The following is a 16,677-nucleotide window of genomic DNA, read 5'->3' as shown; positions in this document are numbered from 1 at the left end:
CAGGCGCCTGACGCAGCCGTGACTCGTTCCCCACAGACGGGAGTTCTGAATTGAGACGCGCTTACCTTTTGTTTGCCACATTCGCCTTCGTCGCGTGCAGCGGCGAGACCAACGGACAGCCCGCGCAGCGCGCCGGCGCACCGGTAGAGCAGGGCGCCGCAAACACCGACTTCGAGCCCGCGTTCGAAGGACAAACGCGCGCGCCCGAAGCGCGATCGAACGTTGCGATCGCTGTGGAGGAAATCGCCGCGCGGCTCGAGCATCCGTGGGCGATCGAAGTTTTGCCGGACGGGCGGTTGCTGGTGACGGAGCGCGCCGGCCGCTTGCGCGTGATCAGCGCGGACGGGCGCGCGTCGCAGCGCGTGTCGGGATTGCCGCAAGCGCTGGTGCGCAGCCAAGGCGGTCTGCTCGATGTCGCGCTCAGTCCGAACTTCGCAAGTGATCGCTTGATCTATTGGAGTTATGCGGAGGCCCGCGGCGGCGGCGCGAACGGGACGAGCGTTGCTCGCGGGCGGCTCAACGCAAATGCGACGCGTGTGGAGAACGTGCAGGTGATCTTCCGCCAGCAGCCGGCGTGGGATTCTGGCGGCCATTTCGGATCGCGCCTGGTGTTCGACGGCGATGGCCGGCTTTACGTCACGCTCGGCGATCGCCAGCAGCGCGAGTCGCGCGAGCAGGCGCAGGATAATGCGACCCACATCGGCAAGGTCGTGCGCATTAACGCGGACGGGTCGGCGCCCGCGGACAATCCGTTCGCCGGCCGCGCCGGCGCCCGCGCGGAGATTTGGTCGTACGGCCATCGCAACGTGCAGGGCGCTGCGCTGCATCCCGAAACGGGCGAGCTTTGGATTGTCGAACACGGCCCGCGCGGCGGCGATGAGGTCAACATCGTGCGCGCCGCCCGCAATTACGGCTGGCCGGTGATTTCGTACGGCGAGGAGTACAACGGCTCGCCCGTGAACGGCGGCGTCGCCGTGCGCGACGGCATGGAGCAGCCGATCTATTATTGGGACCCGGTGATCGCGCCGGGCGGCATGCTGTTCTATCGCGGCGATCTCTTCCCCTGGCGCGGCAATCTCCTGATCGCAGGTTTGGAGACGCAGACGATCGTGCGTCTCGAACTCGACGGCGAGCGCGTCGCCGCCGAGGAGCGTCTGCTCAGAGGCGAAGTCGGCCGCATCCGCGACGTCGCTGAAGCCGCCGATGGCGCGCTCTGGATCGTTACCGACGAAGACAACGGCCGGCTGCTGCGGCTGACGCCGCAGCGCTGAACCTTTAGTCGCCCTGCGGCGTCCCGCTTGGCTGGCTCACGGCGGCGATGCGGGCGGCGAGCGCCTGGTTGGTCTGCGCTTCGAGCGCGATGGCGTTGTAAAGGTTCGAGTCGATATTGTGCCGGGCGAGGATCGCGCCGATCTGGGCGGAGATCTGGTTGCCCTCCGCTTCTGAAGCCGCGGAAAGATTCGCGGTCAGCGGCTGGATTTCGCGGCTCGCCACGACGAACGCGCGCAAGCTCGCGTCGGTCACGGTGGCGACCTGCAGGGTCGTGACGCGTTGCGCCAGCGCCTGATCCGTTCCGATCTGGCGTTGGATCGCATCGTAGGTGGTCGCATTGACCTGATGCCGCTCCATGATGGCGCGGATGCGCGCGGTGGCTTCCGTGCGCTGCTCAGGGGAAAGTGCGGCGAAGCCTTGCGTGATCGGTTCGATCTCGCGGCGGGCGGCGATGAACGCCTGCAGCTGCGCATCCGTGTATTGACCGTCGGTGTCCACAGCCGCTGCGGCCGAGGACGAGGTCGACGGCGCGGTCGCCGACGTTTCTGTGGTCGCTGTGGACGAACATGCCGCCATTAGGGCGGCGCAAAGCGCAGCCGTGCTTGCTGCGATGAGCTTGCTTGAGCGCATCGGAACTCTCCGGTGTTGCTGGAACGCATCAGTGTAAGCGACAGCGCAGCGGCAGGGTTCCCGCGCGTGCTGCAATCGGCGCCGCGCGAGCGGCTGTCAGAGCCGCTTTGCCGCGGCCAGCAGCCGATCCAACAGCGCGTCCAACTGCGCGCGCTCGCGCCCGTCCAGCGCCGACAGCAATTTCCGCTCGCTCTCCAGCGCAATCGGCGCGATGCGCGCGTGCACGTTTTCGCCGTCGCGGGTCAGTGACAGCAGCTGCCTGCGCGCATCCTCCGCATCGGCGCGGGCGGCGACGCGGTTCGAGCGGATCAGGCGCTGCACCGCGCGTGAGACGGCGACTTTGTCCATCTCGGTCGCCTGCGCGATGTCCTTCGCCGTCAAACCGGGCGTGCGCCCGAGCACGGCGATGATGCGCCATTCGGGGATGGTGAGGTCGAACGCCGTGGCGTAGCGCGCGGCGATGGCGCGGCTGATCCGGTTCGACAGGACCGACAGCCGATAGGGCAGGAACTTCTCCAACACCAGGAGTTCCCCGGAAGACTTTTGGAGCGAGGGTTTCCGCTTCGCGCTTGCCATTAGTTGCAGATGAAACTAAATCCAAGACAAACGCAAGCTCGCGAGGAAACGCCATGGCCGATCTGTTCGAAAATCCGCTCGGGACCGACGGGTTCGAGTTCGTCGAATTCACCTCGCCCGAACCAGAAAAGCTTGCCGCGTATTTCGAGCAGATCGGCTTCACCGCCGTCGGCAAACACCGTTCGAAGAACGTCGTCCGCTACAAGCAGAACGACATCAACTTCATCCTCAACATGGAGCCGGCGGGGCAGCCCGCCGAGTTCCGCAAGGCGCACGGGCCGAGCGCCAACGCGATGGCGTTCCGGGTGAAGGACGCGAAGGTCGCGCTGGAAGACGCGGTGAAGCGCGGCGCGAAGGCGGTGCAGATGCCGGTCGGACCGGGCGAGCTCCACATTCCGGCGATCGAAGGCATCGGCGGCGCCTATATCTATCTCGTCGACCGCTATGGCGCCGAGACGATTTACGATGTCGATTTCGAACCGATCGCGGGCGCGGACGAGAAGAAGAACCAGATCGGCCTCACCTATCTCGATCACCTGACTCACAATGTCTATCGCGGCAACATGGCCAAGTGGGCGGAGTATTACGAGCGCATCTTCAATTTCCGCGAAATCCGCTATTTCGACATCGAAGGCAAAGTCACCGGCCTCTTCTCCAAAGCGATGACGAGCCCAGACGGCAAGATCCGCATCCCGCTGAACGAGTCGAAGGGCGAAGAGGGCAAGGTCGACCAGATCGAGGAATATCTGCAGCGCTACAAGGGCGAAGGCATCCAGCACCTCGCCTTCGGCACGGACAATCTCTACGCCGTGGTCGATCGGCTGCGCGAACGCGGCGTCGAGCTGCAGGACACGATCGAGACCTATTTTGATCTGATCGACAAGCGCCTCCCGGGCCACGGCGAGCCGGTGGAGGAATTGCGCAAGCGCCGCATCCTGATCGACGGCGCGCCGAGCGAAGGGCAGGGCTTGCTGCTGCAGATTTTCGGCAAGGACGCGATCGGCCCGATCTTCTTCGAGTTCATCCAGCGCAAGGGCAATGAAGGCTTCGGCGAAGGCAATTTCAAAGCGCTGTTCGAGTCGATCGAACTCGATCAGATCAAGCGCGGCGTGCTGAAGGCGAGCTGAGATATTTGTCCTCCCCGCAGCGCGGGGAGGTGGCGAGCGGAGCGAGCCGGAGGGGCGCGTGAGCAACATGACAGACAACTCCCCCCTCAGTCTCCACGCTGCGCGCGTCGACAGCTCCCCCGCACGCGGGGGAGCATGGATGGCGGCGCTGCTGACGCTATTTCTCTCCGCGTGTGCCTCCGTGGTTGAACCGCCCGCCCCCCGTTGGTCCATCGTCGTGCACGGCGGCGCGGGCGTCATCGAGCGCACAAACCTGACGCCGGAGCTCGAAGCGCAATACCGCGCCGCCATGCAGCGCGCGCTGACGACCGGCGGCGGCGTGCTCGAACGCGGCGGTTCATCGCTTGACGCCGTCGAAGCTGTGATCCGCGAGATGGAGGACGATCCGCTGTTCAACGCCGGCCGCGGCGCGGTGTTCACGGCGGAAGGCAAGAACGAACTCGACGCGTCGATCATGGACGGGCGCACGCGCGCGGCGGGCTCGGTTGCAGGGCTGACGCGCACGCGCCATCCGATCAGCGCAGCGCGCGCCGTGATGGAGCGCTCGCGGCACGTGATGCTGATCGGCGAGGGCGCGGAGGCGTTCGCGCGGTCGCAAGATTTGGAGCAGGTCGAGCCGTCCTACTTCTTCACCGAACGGCGCTGGCGCCAGCTCGAAGAGAATCTCCGGCGCAACAATCTGCCGATTCCACAGCGCCCCGCCGGCGCGCCGCCCGCCCCGCGCGCGGAGCTGACGTATCCGGACGACCACCAATTCGGCACCGTCGGCGTCGTCGCGTTCGACGCCGCTGGCAACATCGCCGCGGGCACCTCGACCGGCGGCACCACCGGCAAACGTTGGGGCCGCGTCGGCGATGCTCCGATCATCGGCGCGGGGACCTATGCGCAGAACGGCGTCTGCGGCGTCAGCGCGACGGGCACCGGAGAGTTCTTCATCCGCGTCGGCGTCGCCCGCGCGATCTGCGCGCGAATGGAGTTCAATGGCGAAAGCGCGCAAGCGGCGGCGGACAACGTCATCGCCGAAGTCGGCGCGACCACCAATGCGAGCGGCGCGGCCGGGGACGGCGGCGTCATCGTGCTTGACGGCCGCGGCGGGCACGCCTGGGCGATGAACACCTCCGGGATGTACCGCGCCTTCCTGCAAGACGGCGGCGAGCCGGAGGTCTACATTTTTGCGGATGAGGAAGAGTGAGCAGGCCGCCGCCCTTCGTCATTCCGGGGCTTCGCGCAGCGAAGAACCCGGAACCCAGGAGCCAACGCACTGTCGCTTGCGCCTGGATTCCGGATCGCGCTTCGCGCGTCCGGAATGACGACAGTGAGCGTCTAGCCTCCGGGCTCGGTGAGCGTGCGCTCTATGACCGCGATGCGGGCGTCGAGCCGATCTATTCGGCCGCAGGCGACGGACATACCTTTGGCCAGCAATCCCATGCGCTGCTTCAACATGGAGACGTCTTCAGCGACGTGAACGAGCTTTTGCTCAAGCCGAGCAAGCAGGCGGTCGACCTCAGTAAGTTCCGAAACCAGAAGCCGTGTGTCTTCTTGCATGTGGATTCAGGCTATCATCGGTTGGAGAATTCGCAATGCCAATAACCTCGGGCATCCATCACGTCGCCTATCGCTGCAAGGACGCGAAGCAAACCGTCGAGTTCTATCGCGACGTGCTCGGCATGGAGTACACCACGGCGTTCGCCGAGGATCATGTGCCGTCGACCGGCGAGTACGATCCCTACATGCACGTCTTCCTCGATGCGGGAAACGGCAACATTCTCGCCTTTTTCGAGCTGCCCAATCAGAAAGAAATGGGCCGCGACCAGAACACGCCGCAATGGGTGCAGCACATCGCCTTCAAGGTCGACAGCGTCGAGGCTTTGCTGAATGCAAAGCAGCGCGCCGAAGCGAAAGGGCTCGACGTGCTGGGGCCGACCGACCACGGCATTTTCAAGTCCATCTATTTCTTCGATCCGAACGGCCACCGCGTCGAACTCGCGGCGGATACGGGCACGGCGGAGGAGCTGGCGGAGCTGAAGCGCGTCGCGCCGGCGATGCTGGAGGAATGGAGCCGCACCAAGAAGGCGCCGCAGCACGCTGCTTGGCTGCACGAAAAGGCGCGCGCCGCGCACGCGGCGAAGGCGCGGATTGGGGAGTAGAATGGCGCTGGTCGAACCGCTTCCGGCGAACGCAGACGCCGAAGTCGCCGAGCTCGCGCGCTTCTTCAACGAGACGCTCGGCTTTCCGCCGAACTCGGTGCTGACGATGCAGCGCCGGCCGGAGATCGCCAAGGCGTTCATCGCGCTCAACAAGGCGGTGATGGCGAACGCGGGCCGCGTCACGTCCGAGCAGAAGCGCCTTATCGGCCTCGTCGCCAGTCAGACGGCCGGCTGCCGCTATTGCCAGGCGCACACCGCGCGCGCCGCCGAGCGCTATGGCGCAAGCCACGACCGCATCGCCGAAGTGTGGAACTACGAGCGCAGCGATCTCTTCACGCCGGCGGAGAAGGCCGCGCTCGCGTTCGCGCAGGCCGCCGCCAGCACGCCCAACGCCGTCGATCATCACGTCGCCGCCAGCCTCAAAGCCTATTGGACCGACGAGGAGATCGTCGAAATCCTCGGCGTCGTCGCGCTGTTCGGCTATCTCAACCGTTGGAACGACTCGATGGCGACCACGATTGAGCCCGGCGCAGCCGAGAGCGGCGGGAAGCTCTTGGCCGCGCGCGGATGGGCGCCCGGCAAGCATGGCGCGGCGTAACGGAAAATCGCTCCCCTTGCGGGGAGGGACAGCGTAGAAGAGTCCGCATGCTCAAGCTCTACGATTACTGGCGCTCGTCCGCCGCCTATCGCGTCCGCATCGGCCTCAATCTCAAGGGCGTCGATTACGAGTCCATTCCGGTGAACATCGCCCCGGGCAAGGACGAGCAGTTCGCGCCCGCGTATCGGGCCAAGAACCCGCAGATGCGCGTGCCGGCGCTGGAGACCGAGCAGGGACTGCTGACGCAGTCGCTCGCGATCCTGGTGTGGCTGGATCAAACTTATCCCGAGCCGCGCTTCACGCCCGCCGATCCGTGGCTCGGCGCGCAAGTGCGATCGTTCGCGCTGACGATCGCCTGCGACATTCATCCGCTGAACAATCTCTCGGTGCTCAATCGGCTGAAGCTCGAATTCAGCGTTGGCGAGGATCACGTCAGCGAATGGTATCGCCACTGGATTCGCGTCGGCTTTTCGGCGCTGGAGCACCAGGCGGCGGAGCGGCCGGCAACGCCGTACGTATTCGGCGATCAGCCTGGCCTCGCCGACATCATGCTCGTGCCGCAAATGGCCAATGCGCGGCGGTTCGACGTCGATCTCTCCGCCTTCCCGCGCCTCGTCGCGTGGGACGAGAACGCACGCGCACATCCAGCGTTCATCAAAGCCGCGCCGGAGAACCAGAAGGACGCGGTGAAAGCGTGAAGCGATTCGGCGAACGCGAACCCGTGCGCATTGTTTTGCCGTGGATGCCGCCAGTTACGTACGAAAATCCGCTCGCATGGATTGGTACGCTCTATAACTGGATTGATGACGCGCACATTTTGGATTTCTACGCGACGCGTTCCGAGTTCATCGGAGACAAGATCGCTATCTACGTGCACAGCGAACGGCGGAAGAACGAGGCCACAAAGCTACTCAGGCGGGACAAGAACTGGGCCGCGTTCTCGAGACGATTTCCAGAGGCAAAGCTCGAATGGGCCGATGATGTCTTGGAGGATCATTGAATGAAACTCGCATCCCTTCGTCACGGCCGCGACGGCAAGCTCGTCGTCGTCTCCGACGATCTCGCCTGGCACGCGCCGTGCGCGGAAATTCCGACGCTGCAGGCGGCGCTGGACGACTGGGCGCATGCGGAGCCGCGCTTGCGTTCGATCGCCGAGGGCGTCAACGCCGGGACGATCCTGCGCGAACGCTTCCACGAGCGCGAAGCGGCCTCGCCCTTGCCGCGCGCGTACCAGTGGGCGGACGGCTCGGCTTACGTCAATCACGTCGCGCTGGTGCGGCAGGCGCGCGGGGCGAAGCTGCCGGAGAGCTTCTGGACCGATCCGCTGATGTATCAGGGCGGGAGCGACGCGTTCCTCGGCCCGCGCGATCCGATCCCGCTGAAGGACGAAGGCTGGGGCTGCGATTTCGAGGCGGAAGTCGCGGTGATCGTCGACGATTGCGAAGCTGGGATCAGCGCGGAAGCGGCGCGCGAGCGCATCCGGTTGGTGATGCTGGTCAACGACGTCAGCCTGCGCAACCTCATTCCGGCGGAGCTGGAGAAAGGGTTCGGCTTCTTCCAGTCGAAGCCGTCGTCAGCGTTCTCGCCTGTCGCCGTCACGCCTGATGCGCTGGGCGCGGCGTGGAAGGACGGCAAGCTCCATCTGCCGATGCATGTTTCGCTGAACGGCAAGCCGTTCGGCGCGGCGAACGCCGGCGAGGACATGACGTTCGATTTCGGCCGCCTCATCGCGCACGCGGCGAAGACGCGCGAGCTCGCCGCCGGCACGATCATCGGCTCGGGCACGGTGTCGAACCGCGATGCGGACGGCGGCCCCGGCAAGCCGGTCAGCGAAGGCGGGCGCGGCTATTCCTGCATTGCCGAACAGCGCATGATCGAGACGATCCAGCACGGCAAGCCGGCGACCAGCTTCCTCAAATGGGGCGACCGCGTCGAGATCGAGATGCGCGATGCGAAGAACCACTCGATCTTCGGGCGGATCGAGCAGGAAGTGGTGAAGGCGTGACGCGTTTACAACGCAGTGTGGCCGTTGTTGCATCGCTGATTGCGGGAGCGCAGTGCTTGTTCTTGGCGGCGCGGTTGTCGTTGCAACCCCTGCTTTTTATCGCAATATGTTGCGCGGCGCTTACCTGCTTCTTGATTGCATGGGCGGCTGCCTTCCGGCCAGAGAATTTCGCGCGGAGATTGCCAGAAGCACAAGCTGGTCCTGTCTTCGTGGCAATTTGTCTGGCGCCTATCTTTATCGCGATCATCGCATATGAATTGAGGGCTAACTAGCGTTTCCCCATGTCCCGCAGCATCCGCGCCGTTCACGACAGCTTCCGCGACGACATCGGCGATCTCGTCACGCGCCGGCCGCTGCCGGGGCCGCATGTCGCGCAGATCGATCCCTTCCTCTTTCTCAATCACCACGGGCCGCAGACCTACGCGCCGAACAATCGCGGCCTGCCGTTCGGCCCGCACCCGCATCGCGGCTTCGAGACGGTGACATTCATTCTCGACGGCGAACTCGGCCATTACGACTCAGGCGGGCATGAAAGCGTGATCCGCGCCGGCGGCGTCCAATGGATGACGGCGGGCTCTGGCCTCATCCACGCCGAGCTGTCGCCGCCCAGCTTCAAGCGCGACGGCGGGCCGACGGAAATCCTGCAGCTCTGGGTGAACCTGCCGGCCAAGCACAAGTTCGCGAAGCCGGCCTATGTCGGGCTGCAGCGCGAGGACATTCCGGCGCTCGACACCGGCGACGGCGGCGCGACGCTCAATCTGATCGCCGGCGAACTTGGCGCGGCGGTCGGCCCGGTCGAAACGCTGAGCGGCCATTTCATGTCGACGATCGAAGCAGACGCAGGCGCCCGCGTCGTCGTGCGCGCGCCGTCGACACGCAACGTGTTCTTCTACATCGTGCGCGGCTGCGTGCGCATCGCCGGCGACGAGATCACACAGTGGAAACTGGTCGAGTTTAACGACGACGGCGAAGAGATCGCATTTCACGCGCTGGACGACAGCTTCATCCTGTTCGGCTATGGCGAGCCGATCAACGAGCCGGTGGTCGCGCACGGCCCGTTCGTCATGAACACGCGCGAAGAGATCGTCGCCGCGATCCAGGACTACCAAGCCGGCAAATTCGGCCCGCCGGCGGCGGTGGCGTGAACCGCCCTACGGTGTAAGCGACAAAGTCGCGTCCGGAAAATCGCGACGGATGCGCTGCATCTGCGCGCGCTTGTCGACGAGCGCCTGGTTGCGCTCGAGCGCGCTCGGCATCGGCAGCGAGTAAGCTACGTCGTAGAACAGAAACGCGCTCGGCCATTCGTAATTGTAGCCGAAACGGTCGCCGACATCGGTCCAGTACGCCGGATTGTAAGGGAAAGCGATCAGCGCCCGGTTCTGCAGCGCCGCGATGTCGGTCGGTAGACCGGCGGCGCGCGCTTGGGCGAGCTGATCCTGATTGAATTGCGACAGGGCCAAGGCGAACGTAGCCCCAAGCGCCGGATGATCCCGATGCCGAGAGTTCTGCGCGCTCTGCATTGCAGCGATTGCTGCAGCGGGATTGCGCTGTTGTTCCGCTATGGCGACCTCAAGCTGTGACCAGGGCCCCCGATCTTCCAAACTGCGCACTCTGCGAACCAAATCGCACACGAAATGCGGCTGGCCCGCGTCGCACTGCAATTCCGGAAACATGTTGTACGTTAGGCCAATCAGCATCGCCGCCGCGGCTTCGCCGTCGCGCCGCGAAACCGTGCGTAGATGATGGTCCCAGCTCTGCAGCGTCGGCGCGCCGCCTTGCGCGCGTCCGGCGACGGCTTCGGCGCCCGCGGCGCCCGCGCCGGGCGCCAGCTGGTCGATCGTGGCGGCGGTCTCATTGCGCAGCGCGGCGTCGAGTGGATAGGGCGTGCTGACGGTTTCGACGGCGACGAGCCGCCACGCCCGGCGCGTAAGTGGGCCCGGCGCTTCGCGATAGGTTATTTCCATCTGCGCCGGCGCGCGCCCCGTGTCACGCACGCGCTGATGCAGCGCCGGATGCGTGATCATCACCGCGTACATGGTGGGCCAGAACGCCGCCGGCGCCGCGGCGCCATCGCCGGGCGTGAAGCCGCCGACCTCGCGTCCGGCGCAGCGTAGCGAGAAGGCGCCGGCGCGCTCGCGGATCTCGGTTGCGCCCGCGTCCGTCGATCCGGGAATGGCGAGGCCGAGTTCGGACTCGGCGTCGCAGGCGTCGGCGAGATCGCCGCGTGCGCCGGCGGCGGACATCACGCGCGCGAGATAGGTGCGGTTCTGCCGCTCCATCACCCGAAACGTCACGTCGGCCAAGCCGTTCATGGTCGAGAAGCTGTCGCCGTAGATTACGAAGACGCGATTGAGCTTGAAGTCGTAGAGCCGGGTGACCGCGCCGTCGCGGACGAGCGACCAGTCCGGCGCCACGTCCATGACAAGTTCGCGCACGACAGGCGTCGCGCCGCGCTCGGAGTAGGTCGCTTCGTAGCGCACGCGGTAGCTGGCTTCGGTGAGCGAGCCGCGTTCGGCCCGGTAGGTCGGCGCATCGGCGAAAGGGTTGGCGAACACCGGCTGAGCGAAGGCGGGCGCGGACGCAAGCACCGTGAAAAGCATCGTCAGCGCAAGCCGCAGCATCGCGTTCTTCCTCCCACGGGCGAGCTTAGGCGCTGACGGCGATGCCGCCAACGTTCTTTGTGTGCGCTTTAAATCTCCCGCCTGGGCGCGGCCGTCGCCGGATCGCCGGTGTTGGGCGTGCCGGCGGGCTCGATCAGCAGCACGTGCGCCTCTTCCGCAGCGAACGGCGCGTGCTCGACGCCCTTGGGCACGACGAAAATTTCGCCAGGCTGCAGGGCGATGTCGCCGTCGCGCAGGCGGATGATCACTTCGCCTTGCAGCACGAGAAAGAAGTCGTCGGTGTCGTCGTGCTTGTGCCAGGGAAACTGACCCTGGAATTTCACCACCATGAGATCGTGGCCGTTGAAGGCGCCGACGACGCGCGGCTGCCAATAGCCTTCGAACTGAGCGAGCTTGTCGGCGAGATTGATCTTCGCGTTCATGTCGGCGCTCCGGCGACGGCGTTCTTCTCCGGCAGCGGCGCCAGCGCGCCGGCCCTGTAGAGATCGATCACCCAGCCGATCTGGCGGGCGCGCCAGCTGCCGCAGAAATAGACGATCGGAAACACCAGCGCGCCGATGAGAAAGACGATCAAACTGGCTGTCATTTCTGTCAGCATGGCGCGCAGCGCTTCGGGCGCGGCGTCGGACAGCATCGCCGCGATCGCGAGCGGCACCGAGACGTAGCCCAGGAAGACGACGCGGAAGAGGTCGCCCGTGCGACGGACATTGACCTCCGCCATCGCCGTGAGCGCGGTCAGCATCTCCGCCGAAGCGCCTTCGAGCGCGCGGGCGGCGCGGCGTGCGGTCTTGCCTTGCACCACGAGCGAGACGACGTCCGAGCCGACCAGCCGCCAGGACGCAGGATCGAACGTCAGGTCGAAGAGCATGCGCCAGACCGGATAATGGCGCACCACGCCGCGCCAGCGCTCCCGGAGTTCTGTCTGATCGACGCTCATGAATGGGCGAAGATATCGGTCTCTTCCCAGCCCGCAAGATCGAGCGCGGCGCGCGTCGGCAGGAAGTCGAAGCACGATTGGGCGACTTCGACCCGGCCTTCGCGGAAGAGCATGGCGTCGAGTCGCTCCTTCAGCTGATGCAGGTGCAGCACGTCCGAGGCCGCATAGGCGAGCTGGGCGTCACTGAGTTCGGCCGCGCCCCAATCGCTCGATTGCTGGTCCTTGGAGATGTCGCGGCCGAGCACTTCCTTGGTGAGGTCCTTGAGGCCGTGGCGGTCGGTGTAGGTGCGCACCAGCTTCGAGGCGATCTTGGTGCAATAGATCGGCGTCGTGATCACCGAGAGGTCGCGCATGAACATGGCGACGTCGAAACGGGCGAAGTGGAAGAGCTTCAGCACGTTCGGATCGGAGAGCACGCGCTTCAGGTTCGGCGCGTCATAGCTGGCGCGGTCGAGCTGCACGAGGTGCGCTTCATGGCCGCCGTCGGAGAGCTGAACGAGGCACAAGGGATCACGGATCAGCGAGAGGCCCATCGTCTCGCTGTCGACTGCGATCGGGCCGCTGAACGTCACGCTGTCGGGCAGGTCGCCCTTGTGCAGATAGACGGCGACGTTGCGGCCGTCCTTGCCGTCGACGGTGAGGGAAAGCTTACGGGTCATGCGCCGGGGATTAGTCCAATTTGTCCCCAGGCGCTAGCGGGTCGTTGATCCGCTCCTCGCCACGTACGCATCCCGCAACTCGCGCTTCAGCACTTTGCCGATATGGCTGCGCGGCAGGTCGTCGATCAGCTCGACGGCGGCGATGCGCTGGGTCTTGCCGAGGCGCTCGTTGGCGAAGGCGCGCAATTCGTCCGCGCTGGCGCCGCGCGAGACCACGAACGCCACTGGCGTCTCGCCCCATTCCGCCGACGGCGCGCCGACGACGGCGACATCGGCGACGTCCGGATGCTGGCGCAGCACGGCCTCGAGATCGCTTGGATAGATGTTGAAGCCGCCGGAGATGATCATGTCCTTCTTGCGGTCCATGAGTTCGAGGAACCCGTCGGCGTCGAAGCGGCCGACATCGCCGGTGCGGATGAACGTCAAGCCTTCGGGCGACGTCCAAATCGCCGCTTCGGTCTGTTCTTTGCGGTTGTGATAGCCGCTCATCATGATTGGCGAGCGGCCGACGATCTCGCCGGCTTCGCCGCGCGCCAGTTCGCGGCCGTCTTCGTCGATGACGCGGATGTCGTGCCCGGGCGCCGGCGTGCCCACGGTGTGCAGCTTGTCGGGATGGGCGTGCGCGATCAGCACGCAGGTGCCGCCGCCTTCGGTCATGCCGAAATACTCGATCAGGCCGCCGGGCCAACGCTTCAGGATGTCCGCCTTCAGCGCCGCCGAGAACGGCGCCGAGGTGCAGAACTTCATCACGAAACTCGAGAGATCGTAGCGATCGAAGTCCGGCCACGCCATGATGCGGCTGTACTGCACCGGCACCAGCATGGTGTGGGTGACGCGATGGCGCTGCGCCAGGTCGAGATATTGGCCGGCTTCGAACTTCTTCATCAGCACTGCGGCGCCGCCGAGGCCGAGCGTCGGGAAGAAGCTGACCAGCGTCGTGTTGGAATAGAGCGGCGTCGAAAGCAACGTCACCGCGCCCGGGCCGTAGCCCATCGCTTGCGCGCGCATGATGTGCTGGAAGCGCATGCCGTGGCTCTGCACGATGCCCTTCGGCGCGCCGGTGGTGCCGGAGGAATAGATGATGTTGAACGGCATCTTCTCGTCGATGACGACGGGCGCGGGCTTGGCGCCGTTCGGCGCCAGCCATTCGGTGAACGCTGCGCCCGGCGCCCCCGGTTCGAGCGCGATCAGCTTGGCGCCGATCTCAGGCGGCGCCTCCTTCAGCGCTTCGGCGACGCCGGTATCGAGAAAGAACAGCTTGGCGCCGGAATCGGCGACCATGGCGGCGATGCTCTCGGCGGTTGACGACGGCGCCAGCGGCGCCACCGCCGCGCCTGCGCGCAACGCGCCGAGAAAGGCGAGGGCGTATTCGATCGACGTCGCCGCGCAGATCGAGACGCTTTCGCCGGGCTTCACCCCGTCCCGCTGCAGCGCCGCCGCGACGCGATCCATCGCCGCGTCGAGTTCAGCGTAGCTGACGCGGCGCTCGTCCTGAATGAGCGCCGCATGCTCCGGCTGCCGCGCCGCCAGCGCGCGGATCATGTCGGGGAGGGGGAGGAAGGTTTCCATTTGATCGTTCACGTTGAACAGAGTCGTCATTCCGGGGCATCGCGCAGCGATAAACCCGGAACCCAGGGGCCAACGACGCGCGTGTGGCCCCTGGCTCCCGGATCGCGCTTCGCGCGTCCGGGATGATGGAGCACTTCTGCGTCCCAACCTTCTTCAACGCGCCCCATCGATCGCCTCGTACGTCACCAGCGTGTAGCGCGTGCGTTCGCTTTCGCGCATGCGGGCCGCGATCGCTTCGTGCAGCGCCGGATCCCAGGTGGTCCAGCGTTCGACGAAGGCGTTGGCGCGGGCGCGGTCGCCGGCGCGCTGGATCGCCAGCACTTCGCGCAAGAGGCTCGTCACCGCTTCGGGGTAGCGGCGATAATCGATCCTGAGGCGCCCGTTCTCGAATCGGAGCGCGCCGCGGTCCATGAACCAGTTCCACTGGATCAGCTGCATGGTCTGATACGGCTGCTCGCGGCGCGGACGGTTCTTCTGCAGCACGCGGCGAATGCCCGAAGCATAGATATTGCGCAGCTGCGCATTGGTGATGCGGCCGCGCTGGTTGAGGATGCGCGCCGCGGTGAGCGAAACGAGATCCGCTTTCATCTCTTCCAGCAGATCGGCCGTATCCTCCAGCGCCACATCGAGTTCGCGGCCGTCGGCGGTCTGATCGACGCCGAGATAATGGCCGATCTCGTGCCAGAGCGTACGATAAAAACCGCCCTCGGCGGTGATGTCGTCCGCTTGGTTCTGCGCCACCGCCGCCGCGAACGCGCGATGAGTTTCGGCGAATTGCTCTTCGTTCAGGAGTATGTTGCCGCGCATCAGAATGGTGCGCCCGTACTGGCGCGCGAGATAAGCTTCGTTCGGCAGGATCGTCGCCGTGTTGGCGCCGCGCGACTGACCGAAATCGGCGATGATGTTGTAGACGCCGACCGGTATGTCGCTGCGCACTTCGCGGTGCTGATCGTAGGGGAGCGCGTTCTCGACCGTCTGGATGTCGCCGAGCGCCGCCTGCAGCTCTTCGCTGCGCTCCCGGTCGCGCACCAGCAGCGAGAGCGAGAAGAACGTCTTCACGCCGTAGAGCGCATCGTCATAGGTCTCGTAGCTGCCGATCTGGGCGTTGAGATTGCCGGTGAACTCGCCCGTCACCCAGGCCGCATCGCCGGCTTCGTAATCGTCGGCGAGCAAGTCGCGCGCCCGCAGCCGCAAATAGCGCGCAAACGCCGGGTCGCCGCTTTCGACATGCGCCGCCGCGGCGATGAGCCGGTCGTGGATGAAGAAGATGTCCTCGGCGTAGGCGACCGAATAGGGCACGGCGAGATAGGTTTCGCTCGTCTCCAGCCGCTCGCGCAGACCTGGATGCAGCGTGTCGAGCGCCGGATGACGCTGCAGCGCCGCCAACGCACGCCGCCGGTTCTCCGGGCTCGCCGCCCAGACCACGGCACGATCATCGAGCAGCTCGTCGCGCCGCTCCGGATTGGCGGCGAAGAACGCGTCCAGCTGCTCGCGCGTCGTCCCCTGCGGGTAGATGTTCCGCGCCGGCGTCTCCGGCGCGACGGTGAGAAAGCCTTCGCGCGTGTTGTCGAGCGTCGAGGCGATCGGACCGGAATTGAGTCGGAAGAGATCACGATGCGCGGCGAACTCCGGGTGCGCCTCCAGATACGCCGCCGCCGCGAGCGCCTGAGGGTGGCGCTGATCGAGATAGAGCCGGTGTATCCGCTCGCCCGCCGCCAGCAGCTCGCGCACCGCCGCCTGCTCGCCGGGCGAAAGCGCCGAGAGGTCGGCGTTCAGGTGCAGCCGCTGCGTGCGCTGAAGGATCGGCTCGATCCGGGCGGCGTCCCACGCCAGGGCGATGCCGGCGGTGGAGATCGGGGCGGATGTGTCAGCGGCCGGCGCGGTGACGCAGGCGGCGAGAGCTAAGGCGGCGAGGCCAAGGATCGGAGAACGCATGCCACGCGCCTAGCACGCGACGCCTGCCCGCCCAAGCAGCGCGCGACAAACCTGATTTTCAGCCGATGAAAAGTGGTGCCCAGAAGAGGACTCGAACCTCCACGGTGTTACCCGCTAGTACCTGAAACTAGTGCGTCTACCAATTCCGCCATCTGGGCCCAGGAAACGTTCCTTGGGAGCGCTCGCTGGAGCGGGCGGATGTAAGGGAGGCCGCCACAGGCGTCAATGCGCCGGCGCTCTATATCGGCATCCAGGAGGCAGCCCATGGATGAAGACCTGGACCGCATGGACCGCGCCGCGCTGATCGCCGAGGCGAAGCGCCTGCGCGCCGGCATCCGCGCCCACCGCGACAGCTCCGGCCACGCTTTGTGCTGGCATCATCCCCAGCTCTGGGGCCTGTTGCCGGAGCCGATCGCGCCGGACATCGCCGTACCGCCCTGGCCGCAATTCTTCCGCGGCTGCGTCAAGTACCGGGAGGCGCTGGAGCGCGAACTGCCCGGCGCGCCGGTCGATCCGCGCGAGTACCAGGGCTAGCTGCCCGCCTGGCGCGGCAATCCATCCGCCCGCGTTTGGCAGGGTGTATGCTTGGCCTTGGGGCCCG

The 16,677-nt window shown here is 65.9% G+C and carries 19 protein-coding genes and 1 tRNA gene; 10 read left to right on the top strand and 10 right to left on the bottom strand.

Features of this window, described 5'->3' with window-relative positions; translation table 11 throughout:
• The first annotated feature begins 50 nt into the window (after nt 1-50).
• Complete coding sequence (locus tag VEA80_RS10125) at nt 51-1,271, top strand: PQQ-dependent sugar dehydrogenase (protein ID WP_325060612.1); 1,221 nt, start codon at nt 51-53, stop codon at nt 1,269-1,271.
• 4 nt (nt 1,272-1,275) lie between these two features.
• Here the strand turns inward: VEA80_RS10125 and VEA80_RS10120 are convergent, their stop codons facing one another.
• Entirely contained in the window at nt 1,276-1,770 is a 495-nt protein-coding gene (locus tag VEA80_RS10120; protein ID WP_325060611.1) for a hypothetical protein, read from the bottom strand.
• A gap of 228 nt (nt 1,771-1,998) precedes the next feature.
• Nucleotides 1,999-2,424, bottom strand: a complete 426-nt coding sequence (locus VEA80_RS10115) for a MarR family winged helix-turn-helix transcriptional regulator (protein WP_325060610.1) — start codon at nt 2,422-2,424, stop codon at nt 1,999-2,001.
• Nucleotides 2,425-2,531: 107 nt separating this feature from the next.
• On the opposite strand from VEA80_RS10115, the gene hppD reads away from it, so the two are divergent.
• Both hppD and VEA80_RS10105 read left to right on the top strand, forming a co-directional pair.
• Nucleotides 2,532-3,605: a 4-hydroxyphenylpyruvate dioxygenase gene (gene hppD, locus VEA80_RS10110; RefSeq protein WP_325060609.1), complete on the top strand. Its 1,074-nt coding sequence runs from the start codon at nt 2,532-2,534 to the stop codon at nt 3,603-3,605.
• 139 nt (nt 3,606-3,744) lie between these two features.
• Nucleotides 3,745-4,797 carry an isoaspartyl peptidase/L-asparaginase gene (locus VEA80_RS10105; RefSeq protein WP_325060608.1) on the top strand — a complete coding sequence of 351 codons (1,053 nt, stop codon included), beginning with the start codon at nt 3,745-3,747 and terminating at the stop codon, nt 4,795-4,797.
• A 131-nt stretch (nt 4,798-4,928) separates the two neighbouring features.
• Here VEA80_RS10105 and VEA80_RS10100 read toward each other — a convergent pair whose 3' ends face one another.
• Nucleotides 4,929-5,150: a hypothetical protein gene (locus VEA80_RS10100; protein ID WP_325060607.1), complete on the bottom strand. Its 222-nt coding sequence runs from the start codon at nt 5,148-5,150 to the stop codon at nt 4,929-4,931.
• A gap of 35 nt (nt 5,151-5,185) precedes the next feature.
• Here VEA80_RS10100 and VEA80_RS10095 point away from each other — a divergent pair, with 35 nt between their 5' ends.
• The 6 genes from VEA80_RS10095 to VEA80_RS10070 all read left to right on the top strand — a co-directional run bounded on the left by VEA80_RS10095 (nt 5,186) and on the right by VEA80_RS10070 (nt 9,500).
• The gene (locus tag VEA80_RS10095; RefSeq protein WP_325060606.1) at nt 5,186-5,752 is read left to right on the top strand and encodes a VOC family protein; all 567 of its coding nucleotides are present in this window, start codon (nt 5,186-5,188) and stop codon (nt 5,750-5,752) included.
• Nucleotide 5,753: 1 nt separating this feature from the next.
• Nucleotides 5,754-6,350: a peroxidase-related enzyme gene (locus VEA80_RS10090; protein ID WP_325060605.1), complete on the top strand. Its 597-nt coding sequence runs from the start codon at nt 5,754-5,756 to the stop codon at nt 6,348-6,350.
• Nucleotides 6,351-6,397: 47 nt separating this feature from the next.
• Nucleotides 6,398-7,048: a maleylacetoacetate isomerase gene (gene maiA, locus VEA80_RS10085; protein WP_325060604.1), complete on the top strand. Its 651-nt coding sequence runs from the start codon at nt 6,398-6,400 to the stop codon at nt 7,046-7,048.
• The gene (locus tag VEA80_RS10080; protein ID WP_325060603.1) at nt 7,045-7,350 is read left to right on the top strand and encodes a hypothetical protein; all 306 of its coding nucleotides are present in this window, start codon (nt 7,045-7,047) and stop codon (nt 7,348-7,350) included. Before maiA ends, VEA80_RS10080 begins: the two co-directional genes overlap by 4 nt.
• A complete protein-coding gene (locus VEA80_RS10075; RefSeq protein ID WP_325060602.1) occupies nt 7,351-8,355 on the top strand; it encodes a fumarylacetoacetate hydrolase family protein in 1,005 nt (334 codons plus the stop codon).
• Between the two features lie 281 nt (nt 8,356-8,636).
• Nucleotides 8,637-9,500 (top strand): pirin family protein, encoded by an 864-nt coding sequence (locus VEA80_RS10070; RefSeq protein ID WP_325060601.1) that lies wholly within the window; start codon nt 8,637-8,639, stop codon nt 9,498-9,500.
• 6 nt (nt 9,501-9,506) lie between these two features.
• Here VEA80_RS10070 and VEA80_RS10065 read toward each other — a convergent pair whose 3' ends face one another.
• The 7 genes from VEA80_RS10065 to VEA80_RS10035 all read right to left on the bottom strand — a co-directional run bounded on the left by VEA80_RS10065 (nt 9,507) and on the right by VEA80_RS10035 (nt 16,234).
• Complete coding sequence (locus VEA80_RS10065) at nt 9,507-10,976, bottom strand: hypothetical protein (RefSeq protein WP_325060600.1); 1,470 nt, start codon at nt 10,974-10,976, stop codon at nt 9,507-9,509.
• Between the two features lie 68 nt (nt 10,977-11,044).
• On the bottom strand, nt 11,045-11,398 hold the full coding sequence (locus VEA80_RS10060; protein WP_325060599.1) for a cupin domain-containing protein: 354 nt from the start codon (nt 11,396-11,398) through the stop codon (nt 11,045-11,047).
• Nucleotides 11,395-11,913 carry a hypothetical protein gene (locus tag VEA80_RS10055; RefSeq protein ID WP_325060598.1) on the bottom strand — a complete coding sequence of 173 codons (519 nt, stop codon included), beginning with the start codon at nt 11,911-11,913 and terminating at the stop codon, nt 11,395-11,397. The genes VEA80_RS10060 and VEA80_RS10055 overlap by 4 nt, the downstream gene beginning before the upstream one ends.
• Nucleotides 11,910-12,572 (bottom strand): ribonuclease D, encoded by a 663-nt coding sequence (locus tag VEA80_RS10050; protein WP_325060597.1) that lies wholly within the window; start codon nt 12,570-12,572, stop codon nt 11,910-11,912. The genes VEA80_RS10055 and VEA80_RS10050 overlap by 4 nt, the downstream gene beginning before the upstream one ends.
• 33 nt (nt 12,573-12,605) lie before the next feature.
• The gene (locus VEA80_RS10045; protein WP_325060596.1) at nt 12,606-14,171 is read right to left on the bottom strand and encodes a class I adenylate-forming enzyme family protein; all 1,566 of its coding nucleotides are present in this window, start codon (nt 14,169-14,171) and stop codon (nt 12,606-12,608) included.
• A 123-nt stretch (nt 14,172-14,294) separates the two neighbouring features.
• Nucleotides 14,295-16,076 carry a hypothetical protein gene (locus tag VEA80_RS10040; protein WP_325060595.1) on the bottom strand — a complete coding sequence of 594 codons (1,782 nt, stop codon included), beginning with the start codon at nt 16,074-16,076 and terminating at the stop codon, nt 14,295-14,297.
• 73 nt (nt 16,077-16,149) lie between these two features.
• Nucleotides 16,150-16,234, bottom strand: a tRNA-Leu gene (locus VEA80_RS10035).
• A gap of 106 nt (nt 16,235-16,340) precedes the next feature.
• Here VEA80_RS10035 and VEA80_RS10030 point away from each other — a divergent pair.
• On the top strand, nt 16,341-16,610 hold the full coding sequence (locus VEA80_RS10030) for a hypothetical protein (protein ID WP_325060594.1): 270 nt from the start codon (nt 16,341-16,343) through the stop codon (nt 16,608-16,610).
• Nucleotides 16,611-16,677: the final 67 nt, after the last annotated feature.

This window comes from Vitreimonas sp., assembly GCF_035627415.1.
Taxonomy (GTDB): Bacteria; Pseudomonadota; Alphaproteobacteria; order Caulobacterales; family Aquidulcibacteraceae; genus Vitreimonas.
The sequence above is the reverse complement of the archived record's forward strand: the minus strand, read 5'-3'. Positions and strand labels throughout refer to the sequence as shown.

Excerpts from the sequence above, each read along its gene's own strand:
- hppD (WP_325060609.1), top strand. The coding sequence starts at position 2,532 with ATGGCCGATCTGTTCGAAAATCCGCTCGGGACCGACGGGTTCGAGTTC.
- VEA80_RS10105 (WP_325060608.1), top strand. The coding sequence starts at position 3,745 with ATGGCGGCGCTGCTGACGCTATTTCTCTCCGCGTGTGCCTCCGTGGTT.
- VEA80_RS10100 (WP_325060607.1), bottom strand. The coding sequence starts at position 5,150 with ATGCAAGAAGACACACGGCTTCTGGTTTCGGAACTTACTGAGGTCGAC.
- VEA80_RS10095 (WP_325060606.1), top strand. The coding sequence starts at position 5,186 with ATGCCAATAACCTCGGGCATCCATCACGTCGCCTATCGCTGCAAGGAC.
- VEA80_RS10090 (WP_325060605.1), top strand. The coding sequence starts at position 5,754 with ATGGCGCTGGTCGAACCGCTTCCGGCGAACGCAGACGCCGAAGTCGCC.
- maiA (WP_325060604.1), top strand. The coding sequence starts at position 6,398 with ATGCTCAAGCTCTACGATTACTGGCGCTCGTCCGCCGCCTATCGCGTC.
- VEA80_RS10075 (WP_325060602.1), top strand. The coding sequence starts at position 7,351 with ATGAAACTCGCATCCCTTCGTCACGGCCGCGACGGCAAGCTCGTCGTC.
- VEA80_RS10070 (WP_325060601.1), top strand. The coding sequence starts at position 8,637 with ATGTCCCGCAGCATCCGCGCCGTTCACGACAGCTTCCGCGACGACATC.
- VEA80_RS10065 (WP_325060600.1), bottom strand. The coding sequence starts at position 10,976 with ATGCTGCGGCTTGCGCTGACGATGCTTTTCACGGTGCTTGCGTCCGCG.
- VEA80_RS10060 (WP_325060599.1), bottom strand. The coding sequence starts at position 11,398 with ATGAACGCGAAGATCAATCTCGCCGACAAGCTCGCTCAGTTCGAAGGC.
- VEA80_RS10055 (WP_325060598.1), bottom strand. The coding sequence starts at position 11,913 with ATGAGCGTCGATCAGACAGAACTCCGGGAGCGCTGGCGCGGCGTGGTG.
- VEA80_RS10050 (WP_325060597.1), bottom strand. The coding sequence starts at position 12,572 with ATGACCCGTAAGCTTTCCCTCACCGTCGACGGCAAGGACGGCCGCAAC.
- VEA80_RS10045 (WP_325060596.1), bottom strand. The coding sequence starts at position 14,171 with ATGACGACTCTGTTCAACGTGAACGATCAAATGGAAACCTTCCTCCCC.
- VEA80_RS10040 (WP_325060595.1), bottom strand. The coding sequence starts at position 16,076 with ATGCGTTCTCCGATCCTTGGCCTCGCCGCCTTAGCTCTCGCCGCCTGC.
- VEA80_RS10030 (WP_325060594.1), top strand. The coding sequence starts at position 16,341 with ATGGATGAAGACCTGGACCGCATGGACCGCGCCGCGCTGATCGCCGAG.